The sequence below is a fragment of the Acinetobacter amyesii genome, assembly GCF_002018365.1.
Lineage (GTDB): Bacteria > Pseudomonadota > Gammaproteobacteria > Pseudomonadales > Moraxellaceae > Acinetobacter > Acinetobacter amyesii.
The window spans coordinates 105,854-126,460 of record NZ_MVKX01000011.1 but is presented as its reverse complement, the minus strand read 5'-3'; the positions used below and the strand labels follow the sequence as shown (position 1 = coordinate 126,460).

Genomic DNA, 20,607 nt, shown 5'->3' with positions numbered 1-20,607 from the left:
TTCTTATGAAACGCGTCGAATCACAAAAGGAATTTTCTCAACGCTGGATCGTCTTATTGGCGTTGCTCACTGCTTTGGGGCCACTTTCAATCGATATGTATTTGCCGGCTTTACCTCAAATGGCCGACGATTTTGGTGTGACAACGCAACAAGTGGCCAATAGTCTTCCAGCGTATTTCTTGGGTTTGGCGATTGGCCAGTTAATTTATGGCCCAGTCAGCGACCGCATTGGGCGTAAAGCACCGCTATATTTCGGTTTGGTTTTATATATTTGTGCCAGTTTTCTGTGTGTCTTTGCCAATAGTGAATGGAGCTTGATCGCAGCTCGCGTTCTGCAAGCCTTGGGTGGTTGTGTCGGTGTGGTGATTGCCCGTGCCGCAATTCGTGATCGCTTAAGTATGCAAGCTTCTGCTCAAGCCTTTGCCAGTATGATGGTCGTGACAACAATTGCACCGATCATTGCACCTACTTTAGGCGCATGGGTTTTGCAGGTGTTTGAATGGCAATACATCTTTGCGGTATTGGTACTTGTCGGTATTTTTTGTCTTTTCTGTGTACATTTTTTCTTTCAAGAAACCCTGCCTGTTGAGCGACGCTTAAACTTAAGTTTGAAACAAGTCTTAGGCTTATATAGTGCCATCTTGCAGGATGAAAGCTTCCGCAAACCGATGCTCACAGGCTGTTTTTCTGGCGCAATTTTATTTTGTTATATCAGTGGCTCATCTGCCATTTTGATGGATGGTTATGGACTGAGCCAACAGCAATTTGCTTATGTATTTGGTGCGAATGCTTTAGGGATTATGGTGTTTTCGACCCTCAACAAGAAACTTGCCAATCGACTGGATGTTCGCCATCGTTTGCAATTGGGTAATGCACTTCAATTGTGTGGTGTGCTGATCTTATTGGCGGCAGGATTATTTCATCTTTCCTCTATCATTGTTGTAATGTTTGGCATGTTCTTATGTGTTGCTTCAATCGGCTTCACTGGGCCAAATGCGATGGCATTGGCGATGTCTGAACAAGGCTCACGAGCTGGCACAGCCAGTGCCATTATGGGAAGTATGCAATTTGCCTGTGGTCTATTGGCCGGAGTGTTTTTGAACTTTTTAGTATGGTCAGCGCTAATCAATATGGCCCTGATTATGCTGCTATTTGTGGTTGTTGCAATGATTACTATGCGTAGTTTAAAAGCTTCAACGATGGGGTGAGCTGAATGCAGGTGATGACGTTTAGTTGGTTTGACTTAAACGTCGGTCATCAACGTACGTGTATTATTGATCAAATATCCGTGTCACTCATTATAAATGTTCATCATCCATAACTTTCAATGATGGCGCTATTTTTCGTACCTTGAGCTCAATTGCTGTTTGCTCGAAATTTATATCTAAACAATCATCCACTTGAAAATAAAAAGTGAAACGGTGGATCGCTGTTGTCCCATCTTAATGAAATAGAGCAACTGATAAATAAGTATTATTTGCATTAAACACAGTGCTTTATGCTGAATCACTATCTATCGAATGCCTCTATCGGTAATGTGTCGGATTTTATCGTTTTTATGACATACCTATAGGGTATGAAATTTTACCTTTAAGGTATGGGTGTTGAGCTTTTTTGCCATCTGAATCGGCTAAGTCCGAAATTTAACTAAATATTTCAGTCTATTTTCAGTGATGGATTCAGCGTTTTTGCTTTTTGCTTTCAAGTATTTCGTTATTGGGGGCTACAAGTTGGGGCTTTAATGCGACTAAAGCACGGATATGCAGCTTGAAATTTGTCCGCTCAAATAGGCGAATAACAAAGCGCCCAGAGTTAGGGCATACAACAATGACAGGACAATAGAGAGCTTAGGATGAAAACTCAAACTGTATTCCACCCAATGAAAACCCTTGTTGTTGCCATGAGTTTGGCAACGGTCTCAATGGCTCATGCAGGCAGCAATACTTCTGAAATTGAACAATTACGTGCAGAAGTTGCAGAACTGAAAAGTTTGATTAAAGCGCAGCAGCAAGTTCAACAACAGCAACAAACAGAGATTCAGCAAGTTAAAGCGCGTCCTGTTGCACCACCACCAGCTACTCCAGCTGCAAGCTTAAAATCTAAAACAGGTGCAGATGTAAGCCTTTACGGTTTTGTTCGTGGTGATGCGAACTATATTATTGAAGGTGCGGATAACGACTTCAACAACGTACATACCTCTAAAGAAGAAGCACGAGATAAACTTCGCGCAACTGCAAAAACCACACGTTTTGGTTTAGATTTTACAGCACCTGTCGGTGGTGATAATAAAGTGGGCGGTAAAATTGAAGTCGACTTTGCAGATGCAAGTGGTTCAAATGATGGACTTCGTTTACGTCACGGTTACTTAACCTTTAACAACTGGTTATTTGGTCAAACGACATCTAACTTCTTGTCTAGCCATGCACCGGAAATGATTGATTTCAATACCAACTTGGGTGGTGGTACTACACGTATTCCTCAAGTTCGTTACAACTACAAATTAGCTCCAGATACTCAATTATTTGTTTCTGCGGAAGAAGGGGATAGTAAAGGGACTGTTACTGCAGATCCAACTTATCGTCTTCCAAACTTAACTGCCAAAGTGACTCAAGGTTTTGCCGCAGGTAAAGGTACCGCTTCAGCTCGTGCATTGGTTGAAAACTACAAATCTAAAGCTGCGGATGATACAGAAACAGCTTGGGGTGTAGCAGCGGGTGCATCTTATGCAGTGACTGATCAATTGAAATTGAATGGTGATGTCTCGTATACAGAAGGTAACAGCAACTATTTATATGGTTCTAACTCTGCTTACTCTGTTGTAGATGGCAACATCGAGCAAAATAAATTCACTGCTGTACAAGTGGGTGCAACTTATAAGTTTAATGAAAAACTACGTTCGACTTTAGCTTACGGTGCGCTATTTGCGGATGATGGCAGCGCGTATGCGAAAGATGCATCTAACTCAAATGCGAACGAAGAAGCACAGCAAGCTTGGATTAACTTTATTTACGCACCTGTAAAACCAGTTGAACTTGGCTTGGAATATGTGAACGGTAAACGCAAAAACTTTGCGGGTGAATCTTATAACGATGACCGCGTTGGCTTAATGGCTAAATATAGCTTCTAAGCTCAAATCATCGATCAGAATCGATCAAAAAAGCCTGACTCAGTTCAGGCTTTTTTTTTGTTTAAAAAGGGGATATATCAATGTAAATGAACCCACAGCACTAAACAGATGGATTCACTAAATCGCCTGAGTCATGATGTCGTACTGGTTAAAGCAGGCGTTGAACCACGTCCTATAGGGGCATCATGTTCAAATCTTTAATATTTTATATAGATAAAAAATGCGAATGCATTTAAATAAAAACAATTAGATATAACTTTAAATTATAGGAAAATTAACTTTTTGTAATAAAAAGTGCTGAAATTTTATTTCACTCCACGCATAATGTGCGACTTTTGATGAGCGCGACTTTATTTCTTAGCTGAATAAAGTGCCTTGAAAGCCCGCTTTAACGTGGTAAATGTTAAAGACTCAAGACGCACTTTAATGCAAAAAGAAAGAAGTTAAATTTCCTGATTTATGTACGCTTTCGTGATGAATCGACGCTCTTATTTAACTTGACGCCGGATTTTTTTTGCTTTGTATGCTTTTTATAATTTTGATTGAAATTAAGTCAAATTGCTCACTAATATGGATTTGAGGTTGAATAGTTTTTCACCTAAATTCAGGGATTAGCCTGTGATATGACTTCAGAATAATCAAGGTCCATATACCTCGCAGAGATGAAATTGACCTGAAAAAGCATACATAAGAGTAAAGCTAACAATTTTAGGAAGTTTTATATGGATTATATTTTAAATCCGACATTTAGTCTGATGCTTGCAGTGTTAGTGCTCTATATCGGACGGTTTCTGAATAAACACATTCCTTTTTTGACCAAGTACAACATTCCTGAGCCCGTTGCAGGTGGTTTGGTTGGTGCGATTATCTTTTTTCTCATTCATCAATTTCTAGGTTATACCATTGCCGTCAATAAACCGATGCAAGATACCTTCATGTTGATGTTCTTTGCCTCGATTGGTTTGAGTGCCAATTTTGCCAAACTGAAAGAAGGTGGTAAGCCGCTGGTTATCTTCCTTGTTGCTATTTCAGTTTTTGTGGTGATTCAAAATGCTGTCGGCATGGTTGTCGCAAGTGCGGTGGGTCTTGACCCATTGATGGGGATTATTGCAGGTTCAATTGCCTTGGTAGGCGGACTGGGTACAGCAGGTGCATGGGGCCCGATTTTTGAGACCAAATACGCGGTTGAAGGTGCCTTACCGATGGGTATTGCGAGTGCAACCTTCGGTATGATCGTGGGTGGCTTGATGGGTGGACCATTGGCGCGTTACCTCATCAAAAAGCATGATTTGGCTAAGCCATTGACTGAAGAAACGCAAAAAGACAATGACAACAAGCCGATTGCCGATAGTGAATATATTTTCGAAGCACCAAAAAAAGTCCGTTTGATTACTGCGGATAATGCCATCGTCACTTTAGGGATGTTTGCATTTGCTTTGGCTATTGCAGAGATTATGAAAAACATCACTGTTGGTACAATTTTCGAGTTGCCAACTTTCGTCTGGGCTTTGGGTGGCGGTATCTTGCTACGTAATGTCTTAGAGACTGGTTTTAAACGTGAAATTTTTGATCGTTCAATCGATGTCTTTGGTAATACGGCTTTAGCACTTTTCCTTGCAATGGCCTTGGTTTCACTTAAGCTTTGGCAAATGGCAGATCTTGCGATTCCAATGTTAGTGCTCTTAATTGCACAGTCTGTAGCAATGTGGGTCTTTGCGATTTACGTTTCGTTCCGTGTCATGGGTAAGAACTATGATTCTGCTGTTTTAGCCGCGGGTCTGTGTGGTTTTGGTATGGGTGCAACGCCAAATGCGATTGCCAATATGCAAGCCATTACGCGTATGTATGGCCCATCGCATCGCGCATTCTTAATTGTGCCATTGGTTGGTGCATTTTTTATTGACCTAGTCAATGTCGTGGTGATTCAAACCATGTTACAGATTTTCGGTTAATTTTACGGTCATATGTGCCCCACTAGCTGGGGCATGTTTTTTTAATCAAGTATTGAAAACAATAAGACAATTTTTAGGTTGAGCACGATGGATGAACAGTTAAACGAAACCCTGATGAGCTGGGTAAAAGTTTTTAATGATCCGCTTTGGGATTTCTTAGTCGTATTCTTAGTGGCGGTTGGTATTTTCTATACCTTAATCACTGGCGCAGTTCAGATTCGTCTATTTTTTCATAGTATTAAAGTAATGAAATCTAGCCGTAAAGAAGGCGATGATGAGCATGGGATTACACCATTCCAAGCCTTTGTGACGGGACTGGCAAGTCGTGTCGGTGTGGGTAATGTCGCAGGTGTTGCAATTGCCATTGCGATTGGTGGCCCGGGTGCAGTGTTCTGGATGTGGTTTACCGCATTTTTAGGCATGAGTTCTGCATTTGTGGAATCGTCACTTGCACAGCTCTTCAAAGTGCGTGATACGCAAAATCAGCAATTCCGTGGTGGTCCAGCGTATTACATCACGCAAGGCTTAAAGCAAAAGTGGTTAGGCGTGGTTTTTGCCATTGCACTGATTTCAACCTACGGTTTTGTCTTTAACGCGGTGCAAGCCAATGCGATTACCGGTGCGACCTCACATGCGTGGGGCTGGGATAAAGCCAATATCATTTTAGACTTAGGTGGTTTCGGTTTTGAAATTTCTTGGGTGGGCTTGTTCTTGGTGTTCATTACTGCTTTGATTATTTTTGGCGGAATTAAACGCATTGCCAAAGTTGCAGAGAGTTTTGTACCCTTCATGGCGTTGCTTTATCTCGCTGTAGCACTGTATGTGGCATTTGCTAACTTTGCGATTCTCCCAGATATTTTCCAGTTAATTTTCAGTAAAGCCTTTGAGTTTGATGCTGCGGCAGGTGGTTTTTTCGGTGCCATGGTTTCTATGGCAATGATGCAGGGGATTAAACGTGGTTTATTCTCGAATGAAGCGGGTATGGGTTCTGCGCCCAATGCAGCAGCAGCATCAGATGTTAAACACCCCGTCAATCAAGGCTTGGTTCAAATGCTCGGTGTCTTTGTCGATACATTTGTGGTGTGTACCTGTACGGCGATCATTATTTTGGCATCTGGCTTGTATGAAAATGCAGGATTTGAGGGCGTTGCTTTGACGCAAATGGCGCTGGAAAGCCAGATTGGTGCATGGGGAGATGACTTCCTTGCCATCATCTTGTTCTTATTCGCTTATTCTTCAGTAATCGGTAACTATGCTTATGCTGAAGGTAATGTGCAGTTTATCAATAACAATCCTAAGGTCATGTTTGTATTCCGCGTATTCGTCCTCATGATGGTGTACTTTGGTTCAATCATGAGTGTGCCACTGATTTGGAACTTAGCGGATCTCTTCATGGGCGTGATGGCGAGTATTAACCTCTTTGCAATTTTATTGCTGACTCCATTCATATTAATGCTGATGAAAGACTATACTTCACAGTTAAAACGGGGTGTAAAAGAGCCTGTGTTTAAGATGGATGAACATCCAAAATATAAGGATCGTGTTAATTCCGATATTTGGTAAAGTCAAAAATTAACTTTAAAAAAGCTCCGTTGTCGGGGCTTTTTTTGCTAGACAAGGGCTTGAATCCTGATGTGGAAATTCTGCTAGACATTGAAACTTTGACAGCCAATGACTTTCTAGGTTGTATCTCAATATAATGTGCATCAATCATCGGTATTAACGAATAATAACAGTGACGTGAATGCGGACTGATTAGACTACTTTTTCTCTTCAAATCTCGAGTTGCATTTGGAATATCTCTCAATGAAAAGCATAACTGTTTTGATGACTGCATTCGCAATCAGCCTTGTGGGTTGTCAAAGTGTGGGCTCAAAAACGATCAGCGCTGAAACAACCTCACAAATTCGAACTTATACAGCAGCACCTGCACAGGTGGCGAATAACCGCATTGACTTTAAAAAAGTGAAAAAGCAGGAAAAGCGTCCGATTGTTGCTTTGGTTTTAGGGAGTGGTGGGGCACGTGGTTATGCACACATTGGCGCCATTCAGATACTTGAACAGCAGGGAATACACCCAGATTTCATTGTCGGAACCAGTGCGGGTAGTATTGTAGGTTCAATCTATGCATCAGGTAAAACTGCCAATGAGTTAAGAGATATCGCTTTAAATATGAAAGCCAATGATGTTCGAGAAATACGCTTGGACAAAAAAGGCTTTTTTGATGGTAAAAAAGTTGAAGATTATATCAATGAGCAGGTTGATGACGTGCCTTTAGAGTTGCTAAAAACCCCAATGTATGTGGTGGCAACCGAGTTAAAGGATGGCAAAAAAGTCGTGTTCAATTATGGCAATACGGGACAGGCTGTTCGTGCTTCGGTGTCGATTCCGAGTATGTTCATTCCAACGATTATTGAAGACACAGAATATGTCGATGGTGGCTTGGTCAGCCCAGTTCCTGTAGACGTTGCACGCGATTTAGGGGCAGATATTATTATTGCAGTGGATATTTTGGCGCGACCGATTCATACCGAAACGTCAAATGTTTGGGGTTTGTTTAATCAAAATATCAATATTATGCAAAATCGTTTAGCTCAAGAAGAACTCAAGCGAGCAGACATTGTGATTCAACCTGATTTACGTGAAAAAGCACATATATTTGATGTGAAAGGGCGTGAAGCGACGATGCTTGCAGGTGAAGAGGCAACCTTAGAAAAACTTGGAGAGATTTCTCGGGTCTATGCTGAACATCAATACAGCAAGGGACATCATATTCCTTATTTAGCGGCCAAAGACTAGGCTGGTACGATCCCGTAAATTGACATGCATCCTGTTCACCTAGCAGGGTGCATTTTTATTTCGGTAAAGTATTTTAATTTTTGCTCTCAGCTTTTCCCATGCTCAATAGTATCTAGTAATCATTAATATATTGGATGTTGATTGGTTTTAGGTCTTAATCAAAAGATTTGCCAAATATAAAAATCGTAATAATAAGAAAATATACAGTTAATTATTTGAAATTAATTAAGAAAATCATATTAATTGGTTTTACGTAGATTTTAAGAGTATATACCTATATTAGCGTTTTTATTCATGTGCTTACGTTTACCAATACTGTTGAAGTGTTTAGAATATCATCAGGTTATTAATACTTAAAACCAATAAATATTTTAAAGGTGGCTGTAGATGAAAACGCTTGATGTAGGACAAAAAGTAAAGCTTGCGATGATGGAAGAGAGCGTATTTATTGTCACTCATGTACATGTAGATAATTCTTACACGCTAGAAAGTACCAATGATGGTGGACAAAAAACCAGCTATGACAACGTATCTTTCGAGATGTTAAAAGTCTTAGAAGATTAAGTTTAATGCCGTGCTATGTTGAATCGATGAACTACGCGTTTTAATGAATATGTTTTAAATATAAAACACAGCATAGCTTGGATTAAAAAACTGATAGATAGCGCGATAAATACTTGTTTATCGGGTGTATATCGTTATCGATATATATTTTACTGAATGATGGTATGATCACTATAAATAATAATGATGGTTTTTTTGCCGATTTGAACATTTAATCTTGATTAAAATCTATATAATAATCACATTAATCATTGTTATATCACGAGTCTAGAGAAACAAGATGTCCCCATTAGATCAAATTGCGAATGCACTAGACGACCAGTCAGAATTATCGATGTCAGTTTTAATGACTCCTGACATGGCGAATTTTTCGGGTAATGTGCATGGTGGAACGATTCTAAAATTGTTAGACCAAGTCGCGTATGCTTGTGCAAGTCGCTATTCTGGTAGCTACGTGGTGACACTATCAGTCGATAAAGTGAATTTTAAAGAACCAATTCACGTGGGTGAATTAGTGACTTTCCTTGCAAGTGTGAACCATGTAGGTCGTACTTCTATGGAAATCGGTATTCGTGTTGAAGCGCAGAACATTCAAAAACGTACAGTGCGTCATACCAATAGTTGCTATTTCACAATGGTTGCTGTTGACGATCAAGGTAAGCCGAAACAAATTCCGGCATTGAATCTAGATAATGACTGGAAACGTTGTCGTTTCGAAGCTGCGGAACATCGTAAAGTGGCACGTTTACAGGAAAATCATCATCCTTCTTGCAGTATTTATAAAAAGTCGACTCAAAGCTAATCACTTTGCTGGCTAAATATTTGAAAAGATCGCTTAGGCGATCTTTTTTTATTCTGAAATTTGTTTGGTTAGTGCAGTTGGGATTTGAATTCCGAGTGTGCGACTAAAGTTTATTCTTCGAAGCTCAGTTAAAGATGGTCATTCAGTCCAATACTGTTTAATATAAAACGATACGTAGCGTTTCGTTTTTATAAATTATGAGTGAAACTGAAAAAACTTCTCGGCGTAAGCAATGTATCTTACAAGCGGTCACAGATGCTTTGGCGGAAAGTGATTATCGAAGCATGACCATTGAAGATATTGCGGCTCGCGCAGGCGTGGGAAAATCGACAATTTACCGTTGGTGGAAGCATAAGTCCGATCTGGTTTTCGATGCTTTTAAAGCGCACACTGCGTCGGTATTTGAACTCAATTTATCTGAAAGTTTAGAGTTCAATCTAAATCAACAATTGCTCAAACTATCACGGGCTTTAAATCAGCACGTGGGTCGAGCATTGCTCGTGGTTTTGGCGGAGCATCGTGAAGCGGCGGGTGAGTTTTTTAAACAGTATTTATTACCTCGACGAGAAGCCACACGTGAACTGATCCAATTGGCCATTCAACGAGGCGAAATTCGCGCGGATTATCCTTTCGAACTTATGTTGGACATGTTGTACGGCCCAATTCATTATCAGATCATTTTCTTTAATACCCAGCCAGATGAAGACTATATCAAGCGACTCGTGCAGTTGGCGCTAAACCCGATTTTTATGCAGTCCCAAGCCACGCGTAGCAGCGAGGCAATGACCTCATGACTACTCAACATCAGGCATCGCTATGGAACAAGTCTTTTGTTTTTTGTCTGTGTAATAACTTGTTTTTATTTAGCTATTACTTTGCGCTGCTGACCATATTACCCATTTATATTATGAAAGAATTGGGTGGTTCGATTCAGCAAGCGGGTATGGCTTTGACGCTATTTTTGGTGTCATCCATTGCGATTCGTCCTTTTTCCGGCATGATCATTGAGCGTTTTGGTAAAGCCAATTCTGTGCGTATTTCAGGCTTTATTTTTGTTGTTTTTTCGCTGAGTTATTTGTGGATTGACAGCATGTGGACGTTGTTGGTCATTCGTTTTTTACATGGTTTTTGGTTCAGTATATTAACCACGGTCAATGTTCCCATCGTAAATGATTACATCCCAGAACATCGAAAAGGCGAAGGCATGGGTTACTTTGTCATGTCGACCAACTTAGGCGTGGTGATCGGGCCATTTTTAGCGCTGAGCATGATTCAATTCAGCAGTTTTAGTACCTTATTTGCAGTATTAGCCTTCTTGGTTGCAGTGGGCTATATTTTTACGTGGTTAGTTCAAATACAAGAACACGTACAGCTTAAATCAAGTGATCAAGCGAGCCATTCCGCAGCCATCCAATGGCGTGATGTGATTGAAACACGGGTACTTGCCATCAGTTTTGTGGCATTGCTGACCGCATTTGCATATTCGAGTGTGATGAGTTTTATCACTGCTTATGCTGAACTGAAGCATTTACTTGCTTATACCAGTATCTTTTTTATTGTCTTTGCCGTATCGATGTTGATCGTCCGTCCTTGGGTTGGCAAAGTCTATGATCGTAAAGGCCCGAGTGCAGTCATCTATCCATCCTTTATTTGCTTTGCCATTGGTTTGGTGGTTGTGAGTTTTCTCACGAATCAATGGGTGCTTTGGATATCGGCAGTTTTTATGGGCATCGGCTACGGTTCAGTGTTCCCATGCCTGCAAACGGTCGCGATTCAAACGGTAGAAAAAGCCCGAATGGGGCATGCAATATCCACCTTTTTTGCCTTGTTTGATATTGGCCTTGCTGTCGGTTCGGTCATTATGGGTGTGCTGATTGCATACTTTGGATTTCAGGCAACCTATTTATTTTGTGCGGTGATGGTGCTGTTCACTTTGTGGATGTATCGTCTATTCGTGGCAAACCAATTTAAACGCAGTGCTTTAGGAGCTGAATAATGGAATTACGACATCTACGATATTTTGTTGCGGTTGCCGAAGAGCTAAATTTTACCAAGGCTGCGCAGCGAATGTGTACTGTGCAACCTTCTTTAAGTCAGCAAATTAAAGACTTAGAACAGGAAGTTGGGGTGCAATTATTGATGCGAACCAACCGAAAAGTTGAGCTGACTGCAGAAGGTCAGGCCTTTTTAAAAGAAGCGCGTTTGAGTTTAGAACATGCTGAAAAAGCCATGATAGATGCGCGTCAAATTGCGCAGCTCAGTAAAGAGCAACTGAATATCGGCTTTGTTCCTGTGGCTGAAATGAAGGTCTTTCCTTATATCATGCCGAATATCCGTGCTCAGTTTCCTGAGTTAAAAATCCATTTTCATAGCTTAATGGATGTCGATCAGATCAGTGCAGTGCGTAAAGGGGAGATTGATATTGCCTTTACCCGTTATGTCGAAGAAAGCCCTGATATAGAATCTGTTCAGATTTTTACTGAGCCTTTGGCGCTGATTGTACCGAAAAATTCGCCTGTGGCAGAACAGCGGCACATTAGCATTAAAAACATGAATAATCAGGATTTTATTATTAGTGATGAACACTCATCACCTGAGCTATACCGAATTATTCAAGATTTCTTTAAGCAAAATAAACTGAATGTGAACTTGGTACAGCATTCGACCAATATTTTGTTAAATGTCAATTTGGTGGGAATGGGTGTCGGTTGGAGTTTGGTGCCGTCTTATGTCATTCCATTGCTCGGTGATAAAATATTGGTTAAAAGTACGGTTGAACCGTTACCGACCATTGGTTTGTATGCGAGCTATCGAAAAGATCGTAAAAATGATGCAATCGAATTGATTTTAAAAGTCTTAAAAGAGCAGTTCTATATGGGCTTTTTCTAAGCCTTTAAATATTGCCCTAAAATTTAAACAAAAAATCCCGAATTAAGCGCTTCGGGATTTTTTATTTATCGTATTTTTAATCAAAGACTCAATGATACATAGCCTTTGTCACTCTGATTTATTTAAACCATTTTTGTAAATAGGGTTTCATCACGCGGTATGCAATCAAACCGATGAGTATAATCAGATAGAGTGGCCAAATCGTAATGAGAACAACCAACAGGCTCAACACAAATTGCCACCCTTTTTGTATACCGTACCATGCTCTTTGCCAGACACTATCGCCATTTAACTGAGCAATAGTATCAAGGTTAATATCGATATGTTCACGGACAGTGGCAGGTTGGCTAAAGCCAATCACAATCGTGCTATAGCGGACACGATCTTGAACTTCTAAGCGGGTCAGACGTGAGATTTCATTGATTTGTGCTGCTGCAACATGGTCGGGCACGACCTGTGTTTGTGACATTTTTTCTTCGAGTAGTTTTAGCTCATAGCGTTTTGCCGAATATTGCTGACGGTTCAAAAAATGCATAAGCGGCAACAGTTGATTGACGAAATGTGCAGCTTTTTCACTTGGCACACGAATGATCATTTCCGCTTGCGGATTTACTTTTTCAAAGATTTTAATTTTGCCGTCAGCAATCGGGTAGGATTGACTCTCTTGCACCATAAAGTCGATATTTTTCTGTTCAATAAAGCCACCTAAACTTAGCGTGAGTTTTTCAATTTCTAAGGCCGTTTTAACGACATCTTTCGACTCAAAACTGACATTGGCTTCTCGTACCATTTTACGAGAGGCTTCAGCTGGGTTGACCTGCTCATTTAAAATAGTTTCAGGTTTCTGTGTTGTTGCAGGCGTGGGAGACGGCTCATTGGATGTGCTTTCCGCTGCTTGATCTTGCTGGGTACTGACTTGAGTAGGTTGCGCTTCTGCACTGGCTTCGTTTGCCATTTCTTCGGTTTTCTTGGAACAGCCTGAAATTAAAATCACCGTTAACATGGCAATTAAATATTTATTTTTCATTGATGTAGAGCTCAATTGTTTGATTATCAGAAAGTCGGAGTAAATACTTTTTGCTTTAAATATAAATTCAAATTTAGCGTAATTATTAGTCGGGCGTATTGTATCGGAAAGTGTTTAAAGCAGGGATGAACGCAACATAAATCTACATAAAGCCGCGTATAGTAATAGATAGAACAATAAGGATGAAAATAAGGATATCTACAATGAACCCAACAATGAAACTCTACAGCAATCCACGCTCACGCAGTAATACCATTCTGCCTTTATTGAAAGAATTAGACATCGAGTCAGAAGTTGAGATTATTGAAGTGCCATATGAAGTGATGCACCAAGCGGCATATCTCAAGATTAACCCCATGGGCAAAGTTCCCTGCTTAGTCGATGGTACTGCCGTGATCAGTGAAACTGCAGCCATCTTTAGCTATTTAGCCGATAAATTCAGTGACAAAGGTTTAGCACCCGCATTGGATGATCCAAAACGGGGTGAATATTTGAAATGGATGTTTTTCTGTCATGGTCCGCTGACTGAATACATGGACATGAAAAATGTCGGCATTAGCACAGAGTTGATGGATGAGAAACGTGGCAGTTTGAGTTTTGGTAATGAAAAAATACTTTTAGATTTTATTAAAACAGGGTTTGCACAGGCTCAGCCATATCTGTTGGGGGATAAAATTAGCGCAGCAGATTTGTATTTAGCTTATTGGATGGTGTATGCCATTTCATTCAAAATATTGCCATATTTAGATGAATTTAAACCTTTTATTCAGCAGATTCAGCAACGTGAATCGGTAAAAAATGTGCATTGGTTTCAGTCGGTTTAACTTGGATGCTTATTTGATTGTTGGCTGAACGTGGTGTTGCTATATGTCTAATCATGTAACTCTTTCTTTGGAACTACAAAGAAAGAGTTTTAAATATCAATCACTAAGATGGTAAAGCGATTTTAATTATTGCCTAGATAATGTATGGCAAATGTTGAGCTAAATTAAATAGACTCAATCATTGTTGGTTCTATTTAAAAAATCATGGGCTTCATCATCAGATAGAGGTGGGCCTAAATCTCTTTCAAGTTTGGCATATATTTCAAGCAGTCTTTTTTGATGTGGATCCATATCTAAGGCACGATGCTGCTGATATGTTAATTGATCATCAATCCAATCATAATCCTGAATCGCAGACCCTGCGAAACTGGTTTTCAAATGGAGTTTGTAATAACCAGAAAAGTAGTGTTTCTTGGTATCTAGACAGAGATAGGCGAATGTAGACCAACCACTTTCGGGAAATTTAAGGCGAGTTCGGCAGGGCTTCTTTTCTAGTGTAAATGTGGGTGAATAGACTTGGCCTTTTAGAATGATATTTTTTTCTTGACCAAAATATTGAGTTTGTAATGCAAATAAAGCAAGAATCACTGTGGTGAGAAAAAAGCTGGCAATGACTGCATAAAAAAATGAAATGTATAAATGGAAGGACAAAAAATTAGATTCTTCGTTTTTGTTCACATCTTTTTCTAAGCCTAATAAATAGCAATTCAAAGAAATAAGAAAACAGAGGCAAAAAACGAAAATAGCTAACCAACTATTGGCATGAAAATGATGTATCTCTACGAAAATGAGTGAACAGATAAAAATAAAGCCCAACAAACTATAAATGAATAATTTCTGAAATCTTTTTTGCATTTTGCGAAGCTTATAATTATGTATTGAACGATTATAGCATGCGATGTTTATAGTGATTATAGAAAAAAATCACCATGCTTTATGCATGGTGATTTTTAATTCTTGCAGATCTATTTAGATTATTAAGCATGCAATTTTGCAAACAATTGTTGGCTCACGCTGTCTAAAGTTTGTGGAATTGCAATCGCTGCAACAAAACGGTCTGGGCGAAGAATCGTAACAGATTCAGTGGTTTTACCAAACCAACCACGAATATCGGTACCAATATCACCAATCGTGATCACATTGTCGTACTTAGTGCGATTTTCATTGCTAAGCTGAACAGCAGGCAATACTTGGATAAATTTAACGCCCAATTTTTGCCATTTCTTCATGGTTGCATCTGACAGACCCCATTTCGGATCGACGCCCCAAGCAATGATTGCAAAGTCGTTACCGATGACTTCATCAAGTAGGACTTTCTCACCAGATTCAAGTTGAACATGTGGTTGAATGAACATTTTACCCACAGGTGAGTCTTTAACACCGTTATTGATCAACGCACCGTCGTTGTACTTCGGCATTGGCTTGAAGCGCATTTCCAATAGATATTGCTTGATCGGTTTGATGTAATTGAGCGCATAGGCAATACCATCACGCACAAAACCTTGCCATTTTTTTGGTGGCGCAAGGACATGACCCGCCATTACAGAAAGATCAATCATCGCTTTGGCATGATCTTTACGTTCAACTTGGTATGTATCTAAAAGCGCTGGGCCAGCTTTGCCTTGTACAACCATTGCAACTTTCCACGCAAGGTTGAACGCATCACGCATACCACTGTTATAGCCTTGACCTTGCCATACTGGCATGATGTGCGCAGCATCACCTGCAAGTAAAATACGGTCTACACGGAATTTATCTGCAATACGGGCATTGTGGGTATAAACGCGCTGACGAATCACTTCAATACCATCGGTCGTTGGAAGTACTTTCGACAATAGTTTGGCAATGTTTTCAGGTTTGCTTAATTCTTCTTGAGTTTCACCAGGCATCACCATAAATTCGAAACGACGAATACCGTGTGGAAGAGCAGCAGATACATAAGGACGCACAGGGTCACAGCATAGGTAAATGTGTGGCGTTGCAAGTGGGTCATTATTGATGTCGATCACGATCCATTGGTTCGGTGCAGTTTTACCATCGAAGCCGATGTTGAGGGTACGACGGACCACTGAGTTACCACCATCACAAGCAATCAAATACTGCGCTTGAATTTTTTCAGCTTCACCGTCTTTATTTTGAATATTTAGCGTTACACCATTGGCATCTTGGCTAAAATCAGACAATTGACGAGAGAATAAAACATTTGTGGTTTCGTACTGTTTTAAACCTTGTAGCAGTACATTATCGACTTGCGGTTGAATAAAGGCATTACGACGTGAGAAACCAAATTCACGAGTGAGCGGTTGAATGTCTGCGAAACAACGACCTTTAGGGGTTAAGAAACGCATCGCGTGGTTCGGTGTTGTATGCGGTAACACTTGGTCCACTAAACCTAATGATTGGATGGTACGTAATGATTCATCATCAATACCAATCGCACGTGGGTAGTCAATCAGGCTGTCCAGTTGTTCAATCACAGTGACTTTGACACCTTGCTTACTTAAGTAGTTTGCAATGGTTAAGCCGACAGGACCTGCGCCCAGAATGGCAACTTCCGTTGTGTAATTTGCTTTATTGCTCATGCGTAAACATCCAATCACTTCACATATGCCACTATTAAGTTCTAAACCGAGGCTTTCAACAAGCTAGGCATAAGTCGAAACGATGAATCGAATTGTCGTGTTTTTTGCAGGGTTTTATTTTAAGTGAATGATATATATTTATTTATATTAAAATCATCAATCATTTTGAATGATTTATCGATCATTAAAATCTATCAATCAGTGGCTTTGAGCATAAAAAAGCCGAACCATTTTTCAATGATCCGGCGACTTTAATTCATTTAGCACAACATTCTATTAGTGAGGGATAAATGTTGAGCAGCAGACTAAATGAATTTAGCGTGTGGAGTACGCTATCCGTCTATTACTGAGCAGGTTGAGCTGGTGCAGAACCTTCAGCATTTGCTTCTGAAGCAGGTTGAGCAGCAGTACCTTCAGCAGCAGTTGTTTCAGTCGCTGGCTGTTCTTGAGTGCTAACCACTACTTTTTCTTGTTCAGGTGCTTCTTGTTTATCTTTGCTTGCAGCAAAACTTGTTGCAGCTGCAGCAGCTAGAGTAGAAGCAAGTAAAATTTGAGTTAATTTCATTTTGAGCATCCTTATATATTTTAGTAAATCCTGAAAAGATCATCACGTCCATCAGGAGAGAACTCATGCTAAATCGAGAAAACCGAGTGATCAATGCGAGCAACAAAGTGAAACAAACTGGTTAACTGGATGAATACATAACCGTCCATCCTGTGTTTTAAATGTAAAAAAATATCGGAATCTTCATTTAACTTTGCAAGAAAAAATGACCAAATCGACTTCATGATTCATTCATTGTTTACATGATGATTACATCGAAGTCGTAAATAAGCAGAATCCAGAAATTTCACTAAAATCCAAATGTAAGGATTCTTTTCGATATGACCATTTTTTAAAATATAAGAGTTAACTTTGCTAATAAAGTGTGACCAGATATGTCATGCATTCATGCAAATAGTATAAACAGACTTTTAATAGCCAGATGATTATACAATTCGTTGGAATAAGAGGCTGATCTATGCTTTAGGAAAATGAAGACAGAGAAATGAAGACTAGGCTTGCAGCATTTTTTTGAAATCATTATGGTAAAGGCCATCAATCATTGGCTATTTATTTGAGTGACTCACTTTTGAAATTAGTTTCTACCCACGGTGCGATTCCTGTTCATATTATTTCTGGCTTTTTAGGTGCGGGTAAAACCACAGTTTTACAGCAGTTATTAAAGCAAAAGCCAGCGGGCGAAACTTGGGCCGTACTGATGAATGAGTTTGGGCAAATTGGGGTCGATCAACAGATGTTGCCGCAAGATCAGGGCTTTGCGGTGAAGGAATTATTGGGTGGTTGTCTATGTTGTAGCAGCCAACTCCCGATGCAAATTGCGTTGTCACGATTATTGTCAGAGGTGAAACCCGACCGACTGTTTATTGAGCCGACAGGTTTGGGGCATCCGGGACAACTTTTGGAGCAATTGACTGAGCCACATTGGCATCCGCATTTAGCCATGCGAGCATTGGTGACCGTGGTCGATGGCTCACGCTTACATGATCAAGATTGGACGTCGCAAAACCTGTATGCCGATCAACTCAAAGTGGCACAAATCGTGGTGGTGTCTCATGTCGATTGTATGAGTGAAGCAGATCATGCTGGTTTAGAGCGACTGAAATTGGCGTATTTACCGTATCAGCAGCAATGGATCAATGTTGTTAAAGGTGATTTAAAACTAGCAAATATTGATCTCGCCTATATGGGAAGTCCGCGTAAAATTCAGCCTTTATTGGCAATACAAAAGCAAACGCTGGTCGATGTACCGACAGAAATTAAACAGTTGCCTTATCATTATGTTGAATCCGCTCAGGGCTATAGTGTCGCAGGTTGGAAACTCCCAAAACGATGGGCTTTCGATTTTTTTGAGCTGTTAGATTTACTCTGTGAGCAGCAAGATTGGCTACGGATCAAAGGTATTTTTCAGACCGACCAAGGGTGGAAAACCTTTAACTTTAATCCCGATCAGTTTAATTATCAGTCGAGCGAGGAAAGTATCGATAATCGTGTCGAAATTATTTACCAGACTGAACGTGAATGGCTCGAATTTGAAGATCGCTTAATGCAGTGTCGTATCGATGCCGAGAAAGCTGAGAAATAAGTAAATCAGCGCAGCAAAAGCTTGCTAAATCTTATATGCTAGGCGCCAAATTTGAGGACTTTACCATGGCGCTAAAAGCTACAATTTATAAAGCAGATTTGAACATTGCCAATATGGATGTACACCAATATGGTGATTATCAATTGACGATGGCTTTGCATCCTTCTGAAACGATTGAACGTTTGATGGTACGTGTCTTGGCATATGCACGCTATGCAGATGAAGCATTAGAATTTACCAAAGATCTTTTCGAAACAGACGAACCAGCGCTGTGGGAAAAAGATTTAACAGGCCAATTGGTGAAATGGATTGAAGTCGGTTGCCCTGACGAAGACAAAGTCAAAAAAGCCAGTGCTCGTTGCCCACACGTTGCTGTGATTACCTATGGTTCTTCAGTAGACGAATGGTATAAACGCAACAGCAAACTGAAAACATTGAAGAATGTTGAAATTTGGCAATTATCTGAAGCGAGTACAGCTGCCATTCAAGAGTTATGCGAACGAACCATGTCTTTACAATTAAACGTAATGGACGGCGAATGGACTTTGATTGGTGATAAAGCTCAAGCGGTGATTGAATGGACACAATTACAATAAGCGTTTGATGTGATTTAACTCATCTTGATGGATGTGAGTTTAGGCTTGCATCCTGACTATAAAATTCTGTATATCTACAAACAATGAGAAAATTTTAAAGATGGGGAGCAGCCGATGTACCCTGATTTTTATTTGTTATTTGTGGCGCTTATGATTGGCGCTGTCATTGGTGCGGAACGTGAGTACCGAAGTAAGTCGGCAGGTCTGCGCACCATGATTATGGTAAGTTTAAGTTCATGTTTATTTACTATCTTATCGTTACGTATCGGCGTTGATAATCATGATCGAATTGCGGCCAATATTTTGACTGGCCTCGGCTTTTTGGGTGCAGGGGTAATTTTTAAAGATGAAAATCGAATTTCAGGCATTACCACAGCAACTACCATTTGGATGACCGCTGCCTTAGGCATGGCTGCGGCAGCGGGCTATGTCATGCTGAGCTTGATTGGTACGGTGATTGTGCTGATCGTTTTAATTGTTTTGATTTATATTCAAGCGTGGATTGAAGCGAAAAACCAAGCACGGAGTTATCGTATCGTTTGTCACTTTCGACAACAAACGCTGGATGACTATGAAGAGCTGTTTAAAACCTATCAAATGCAAGTGGTTCGTAGTGTGCAACATAAAACTGAACATAAAATAAGTGGGCGTTGGATCTTAATTGGCTCTGCGACAAACCATAAAAAATTAACTCAAGATCTAATGAATGATCAGGATATTCTGGAGCTCAATTTTTAACAGCGTATTTACTACGGCATCCAAAGTAATCCTGTTTATAATAGGGCTTTATTTTGATTGCGGCATTTGAGGTTGAGAGCATGAGCACGGAATTAGAAATTATTGATTTAGTGGTAGGTGAAGGTAAAGAAGCGGTTAAAGGTGCTTTGATTACAACGCACTATACAGGCTGGTTAGAAGACGGCACTAAATTTGATTCATCACTAGATCGTGGTAATTATTTTGAAACGGTGATTGGTACTGGCCGTGTGATTAAAGGTTGGGATCAGGGCATCATGGGGATGAAAGTCGGTGGTAAACGTAAGTTAATCGTGCCATCACATTTGGCTTATGGTGAGCGTAAAATGGGTAATGTAATTCCAGCCAATTCAAATCTTATTTTTGAGATTGAATTGTATGACGTAAAAACTCGCGATTAATACAGCGACTGTTTTAGATCAGTGACATGGAAGTTATTGATCAATTTGATAAAATAGTAGTTGTTATTTTTGTCTTTTACCGTAGATTAGAATAATTGCTCGAGTATAAACGCAGGAATCAAAGCCGTTGTCTTTACAGTT

General features: G+C 40.1%; 19 protein-coding genes. 15 read left to right on the top strand and 4 right to left on the bottom strand.

What is annotated here, in order from left to right; genetic code table 11:
- Positions 1-5: 5 nt before the first annotated feature.
- The 10 genes from B1202_RS15195 (at position 6) to B1202_RS15155 (ending at position 12,133) form a co-directional block, all read left to right on the top strand.
- Positions 6-1,208 carry a multidrug effflux MFS transporter gene (locus B1202_RS15195; protein WP_078191436.1) on the top strand — a complete coding sequence of 401 codons (1,203 nt, stop codon included), beginning with the start codon at positions 6-8 and terminating at the stop codon, positions 1,206-1,208.
- Positions 1,209-1,852: 644 nt separating this feature from the next.
- Complete coding sequence (locus B1202_RS15190; protein ID WP_078191435.1) at positions 1,853-3,127, top strand: DcaP family trimeric outer membrane transporter; 1,275 nt, start codon at positions 1,853-1,855, stop codon at positions 3,125-3,127.
- Between the two features lie 722 nt (positions 3,128-3,849).
- Positions 3,850-5,079: a sodium/glutamate symporter gene (gene gltS / locus B1202_RS15185; protein ID WP_078191434.1), complete on the top strand. Its 1,230-nt coding sequence runs from the start codon at positions 3,850-3,852 to the stop codon at positions 5,077-5,079.
- A gap of 87 nt (positions 5,080-5,166) precedes the next feature.
- On the top strand, positions 5,167-6,642 hold the full coding sequence (locus B1202_RS15180; RefSeq protein ID WP_078191433.1) for an alanine/glycine:cation symporter family protein: 1,476 nt from the start codon (positions 5,167-5,169) through the stop codon (positions 6,640-6,642).
- 243 nt (positions 6,643-6,885) lie between these two features.
- Positions 6,886-7,878 (top strand): patatin-like phospholipase family protein, encoded by a 993-nt coding sequence (locus B1202_RS15175; protein WP_078191432.1) that lies wholly within the window; start codon positions 6,886-6,888, stop codon positions 7,876-7,878.
- Positions 7,879-8,265: 387 nt separating this feature from the next.
- Positions 8,266-8,442, top strand: a complete 177-nt coding sequence (locus B1202_RS16505) for a hypothetical protein (RefSeq protein WP_171262670.1) — start codon at positions 8,266-8,268, stop codon at positions 8,440-8,442.
- 280 nt (positions 8,443-8,722) lie between these two features.
- Positions 8,723-9,244 carry an acyl-CoA thioesterase gene (locus B1202_RS15170; protein WP_078191431.1) on the top strand — a complete coding sequence of 174 codons (522 nt, stop codon included), beginning with the start codon at positions 8,723-8,725 and terminating at the stop codon, positions 9,242-9,244.
- A 197-nt stretch (positions 9,245-9,441) separates the two neighbouring features.
- Positions 9,442-10,038: a TetR/AcrR family transcriptional regulator gene (locus B1202_RS15165; protein WP_078191430.1), complete on the top strand. Its 597-nt coding sequence runs from the start codon at positions 9,442-9,444 to the stop codon at positions 10,036-10,038.
- On the top strand, positions 10,035-11,240 hold the full coding sequence (locus B1202_RS15160; protein WP_078191429.1) for an MFS transporter: 1,206 nt from the start codon (positions 10,035-10,037) through the stop codon (positions 11,238-11,240). The genes B1202_RS15165 and B1202_RS15160 overlap by 4 nt, the downstream gene beginning before the upstream one ends.
- Complete coding sequence (locus B1202_RS15155) at positions 11,240-12,133, top strand: LysR substrate-binding domain-containing protein (RefSeq protein WP_078191428.1); 894 nt, start codon at positions 11,240-11,242, stop codon at positions 12,131-12,133. The genes B1202_RS15160 and B1202_RS15155 overlap by 1 nt, the downstream gene beginning before the upstream one ends.
- A gap of 118 nt (positions 12,134-12,251) precedes the next feature.
- Here B1202_RS15155 and B1202_RS15150 read toward each other — a convergent pair whose 3' ends face one another.
- Positions 12,252-13,160, bottom strand: coding sequence for a DUF4349 domain-containing protein (locus B1202_RS15150; RefSeq protein WP_078191427.1), 909 nt, complete (start codon positions 13,158-13,160; stop codon positions 12,252-12,254).
- A gap of 215 nt (positions 13,161-13,375) precedes the next feature.
- Here B1202_RS15150 and B1202_RS15145 point away from each other — a divergent pair, with 215 nt between their 5' ends.
- The gene (locus B1202_RS15145) at positions 13,376-13,984 is read left to right on the top strand and encodes a glutathione S-transferase family protein (protein WP_078191453.1); all 609 of its coding nucleotides are present in this window, start codon (positions 13,376-13,378) and stop codon (positions 13,982-13,984) included.
- A gap of 174 nt (positions 13,985-14,158) precedes the next feature.
- Here B1202_RS15145 and B1202_RS15140 read toward each other — a convergent pair whose 3' ends face one another.
- From B1202_RS15140 to B1202_RS15130, 3 genes are all read right to left on the bottom strand, one after another.
- On the bottom strand, positions 14,159-14,839 hold the full coding sequence (locus B1202_RS15140; protein ID WP_078191426.1) for a hypothetical protein: 681 nt from the start codon (positions 14,837-14,839) through the stop codon (positions 14,159-14,161).
- A gap of 122 nt (positions 14,840-14,961) precedes the next feature.
- Positions 14,962-16,566: a bifunctional 3-(3-hydroxy-phenyl)propionate/3-hydroxycinnamic acid hydroxylase gene (locus B1202_RS15135; protein ID WP_078191425.1), complete on the bottom strand. Its 1,605-nt coding sequence runs from the start codon at positions 16,564-16,566 to the stop codon at positions 14,962-14,964.
- A 343-nt stretch (positions 16,567-16,909) separates the two neighbouring features.
- Positions 16,910-17,131 (bottom strand): hypothetical protein, encoded by a 222-nt coding sequence (locus tag B1202_RS15130; RefSeq protein WP_078191424.1) that lies wholly within the window; start codon positions 17,129-17,131, stop codon positions 16,910-16,912.
- A gap of 568 nt (positions 17,132-17,699) precedes the next feature.
- Between B1202_RS15130 and B1202_RS15125 the strand changes: the two genes are divergently transcribed.
- The 4 genes from B1202_RS15125 (at position 17,700) to B1202_RS15110 (ending at position 20,466) form a co-directional block, all read left to right on the top strand.
- On the top strand, positions 17,700-18,713 hold the full coding sequence (locus B1202_RS15125) for a CobW family GTP-binding protein (RefSeq protein ID WP_078191452.1): 1,014 nt from the start codon (positions 17,700-17,702) through the stop codon (positions 18,711-18,713).
- Between the two features lie 65 nt (positions 18,714-18,778).
- Positions 18,779-19,309 carry a YaeQ family protein gene (locus tag B1202_RS15120; RefSeq protein ID WP_078191423.1) on the top strand — a complete coding sequence of 177 codons (531 nt, stop codon included), beginning with the start codon at positions 18,779-18,781 and terminating at the stop codon, positions 19,307-19,309.
- A gap of 114 nt (positions 19,310-19,423) precedes the next feature.
- Positions 19,424-20,047: an MgtC/SapB family protein gene (locus tag B1202_RS15115; RefSeq protein ID WP_078191422.1), complete on the top strand. Its 624-nt coding sequence runs from the start codon at positions 19,424-19,426 to the stop codon at positions 20,045-20,047.
- Between the two features lie 80 nt (positions 20,048-20,127).
- Positions 20,128-20,466, top strand: a complete 339-nt coding sequence (locus B1202_RS15110; RefSeq protein ID WP_078191421.1) for an FKBP-type peptidyl-prolyl cis-trans isomerase — start codon at positions 20,128-20,130, stop codon at positions 20,464-20,466.
- Positions 20,467-20,607: the final 141 nt, after the last annotated feature.

Excerpts from the sequence above, each read along its gene's own strand:
- B1202_RS15195 (WP_078191436.1), top strand. The coding sequence starts at position 6 with ATGAAACGCGTCGAATCACAAAAGGAATTTTCTCAACGCTGGATCGTC.
- B1202_RS15190 (WP_078191435.1), top strand. The coding sequence starts at position 1,853 with ATGAAAACTCAAACTGTATTCCACCCAATGAAAACCCTTGTTGTTGCC.
- gltS (WP_078191434.1), top strand. The coding sequence starts at position 3,850 with ATGGATTATATTTTAAATCCGACATTTAGTCTGATGCTTGCAGTGTTA.
- B1202_RS15180 (WP_078191433.1), top strand. The coding sequence starts at position 5,167 with ATGGATGAACAGTTAAACGAAACCCTGATGAGCTGGGTAAAAGTTTTT.
- B1202_RS15175 (WP_078191432.1), top strand. The coding sequence starts at position 6,886 with ATGAAAAGCATAACTGTTTTGATGACTGCATTCGCAATCAGCCTTGTG.
- B1202_RS16505 (WP_171262670.1), top strand. The coding sequence starts at position 8,266 with ATGAAAACGCTTGATGTAGGACAAAAAGTAAAGCTTGCGATGATGGAA.
- B1202_RS15170 (WP_078191431.1), top strand. The coding sequence starts at position 8,723 with ATGTCCCCATTAGATCAAATTGCGAATGCACTAGACGACCAGTCAGAA.
- B1202_RS15165 (WP_078191430.1), top strand. The coding sequence starts at position 9,442 with ATGAGTGAAACTGAAAAAACTTCTCGGCGTAAGCAATGTATCTTACAA.
- B1202_RS15160 (WP_078191429.1), top strand. The coding sequence starts at position 10,035 with ATGACTACTCAACATCAGGCATCGCTATGGAACAAGTCTTTTGTTTTT.
- B1202_RS15155 (WP_078191428.1), top strand. The coding sequence starts at position 11,240 with ATGGAATTACGACATCTACGATATTTTGTTGCGGTTGCCGAAGAGCTA.
- B1202_RS15150 (WP_078191427.1), bottom strand. The coding sequence starts at position 13,160 with ATGAAAAATAAATATTTAATTGCCATGTTAACGGTGATTTTAATTTCA.
- B1202_RS15145 (WP_078191453.1), top strand. The coding sequence starts at position 13,376 with ATGAAACTCTACAGCAATCCACGCTCACGCAGTAATACCATTCTGCCT.
- B1202_RS15140 (WP_078191426.1), bottom strand. The coding sequence starts at position 14,839 with ATGCAAAAAAGATTTCAGAAATTATTCATTTATAGTTTGTTGGGCTTT.
- B1202_RS15135 (WP_078191425.1), bottom strand. The coding sequence starts at position 16,566 with ATGAGCAATAAAGCAAATTACACAACGGAAGTTGCCATTCTGGGCGCA.
- B1202_RS15130 (WP_078191424.1), bottom strand. The coding sequence starts at position 17,131 with ATGAAATTAACTCAAATTTTACTTGCTTCTACTCTAGCTGCTGCAGCT.
- B1202_RS15120 (WP_078191423.1), top strand. The coding sequence starts at position 18,779 with ATGGCGCTAAAAGCTACAATTTATAAAGCAGATTTGAACATTGCCAAT.
- B1202_RS15115 (WP_078191422.1), top strand. The coding sequence starts at position 19,424 with ATGTACCCTGATTTTTATTTGTTATTTGTGGCGCTTATGATTGGCGCT.
- B1202_RS15110 (WP_078191421.1), top strand. The coding sequence starts at position 20,128 with ATGAGCACGGAATTAGAAATTATTGATTTAGTGGTAGGTGAAGGTAAA.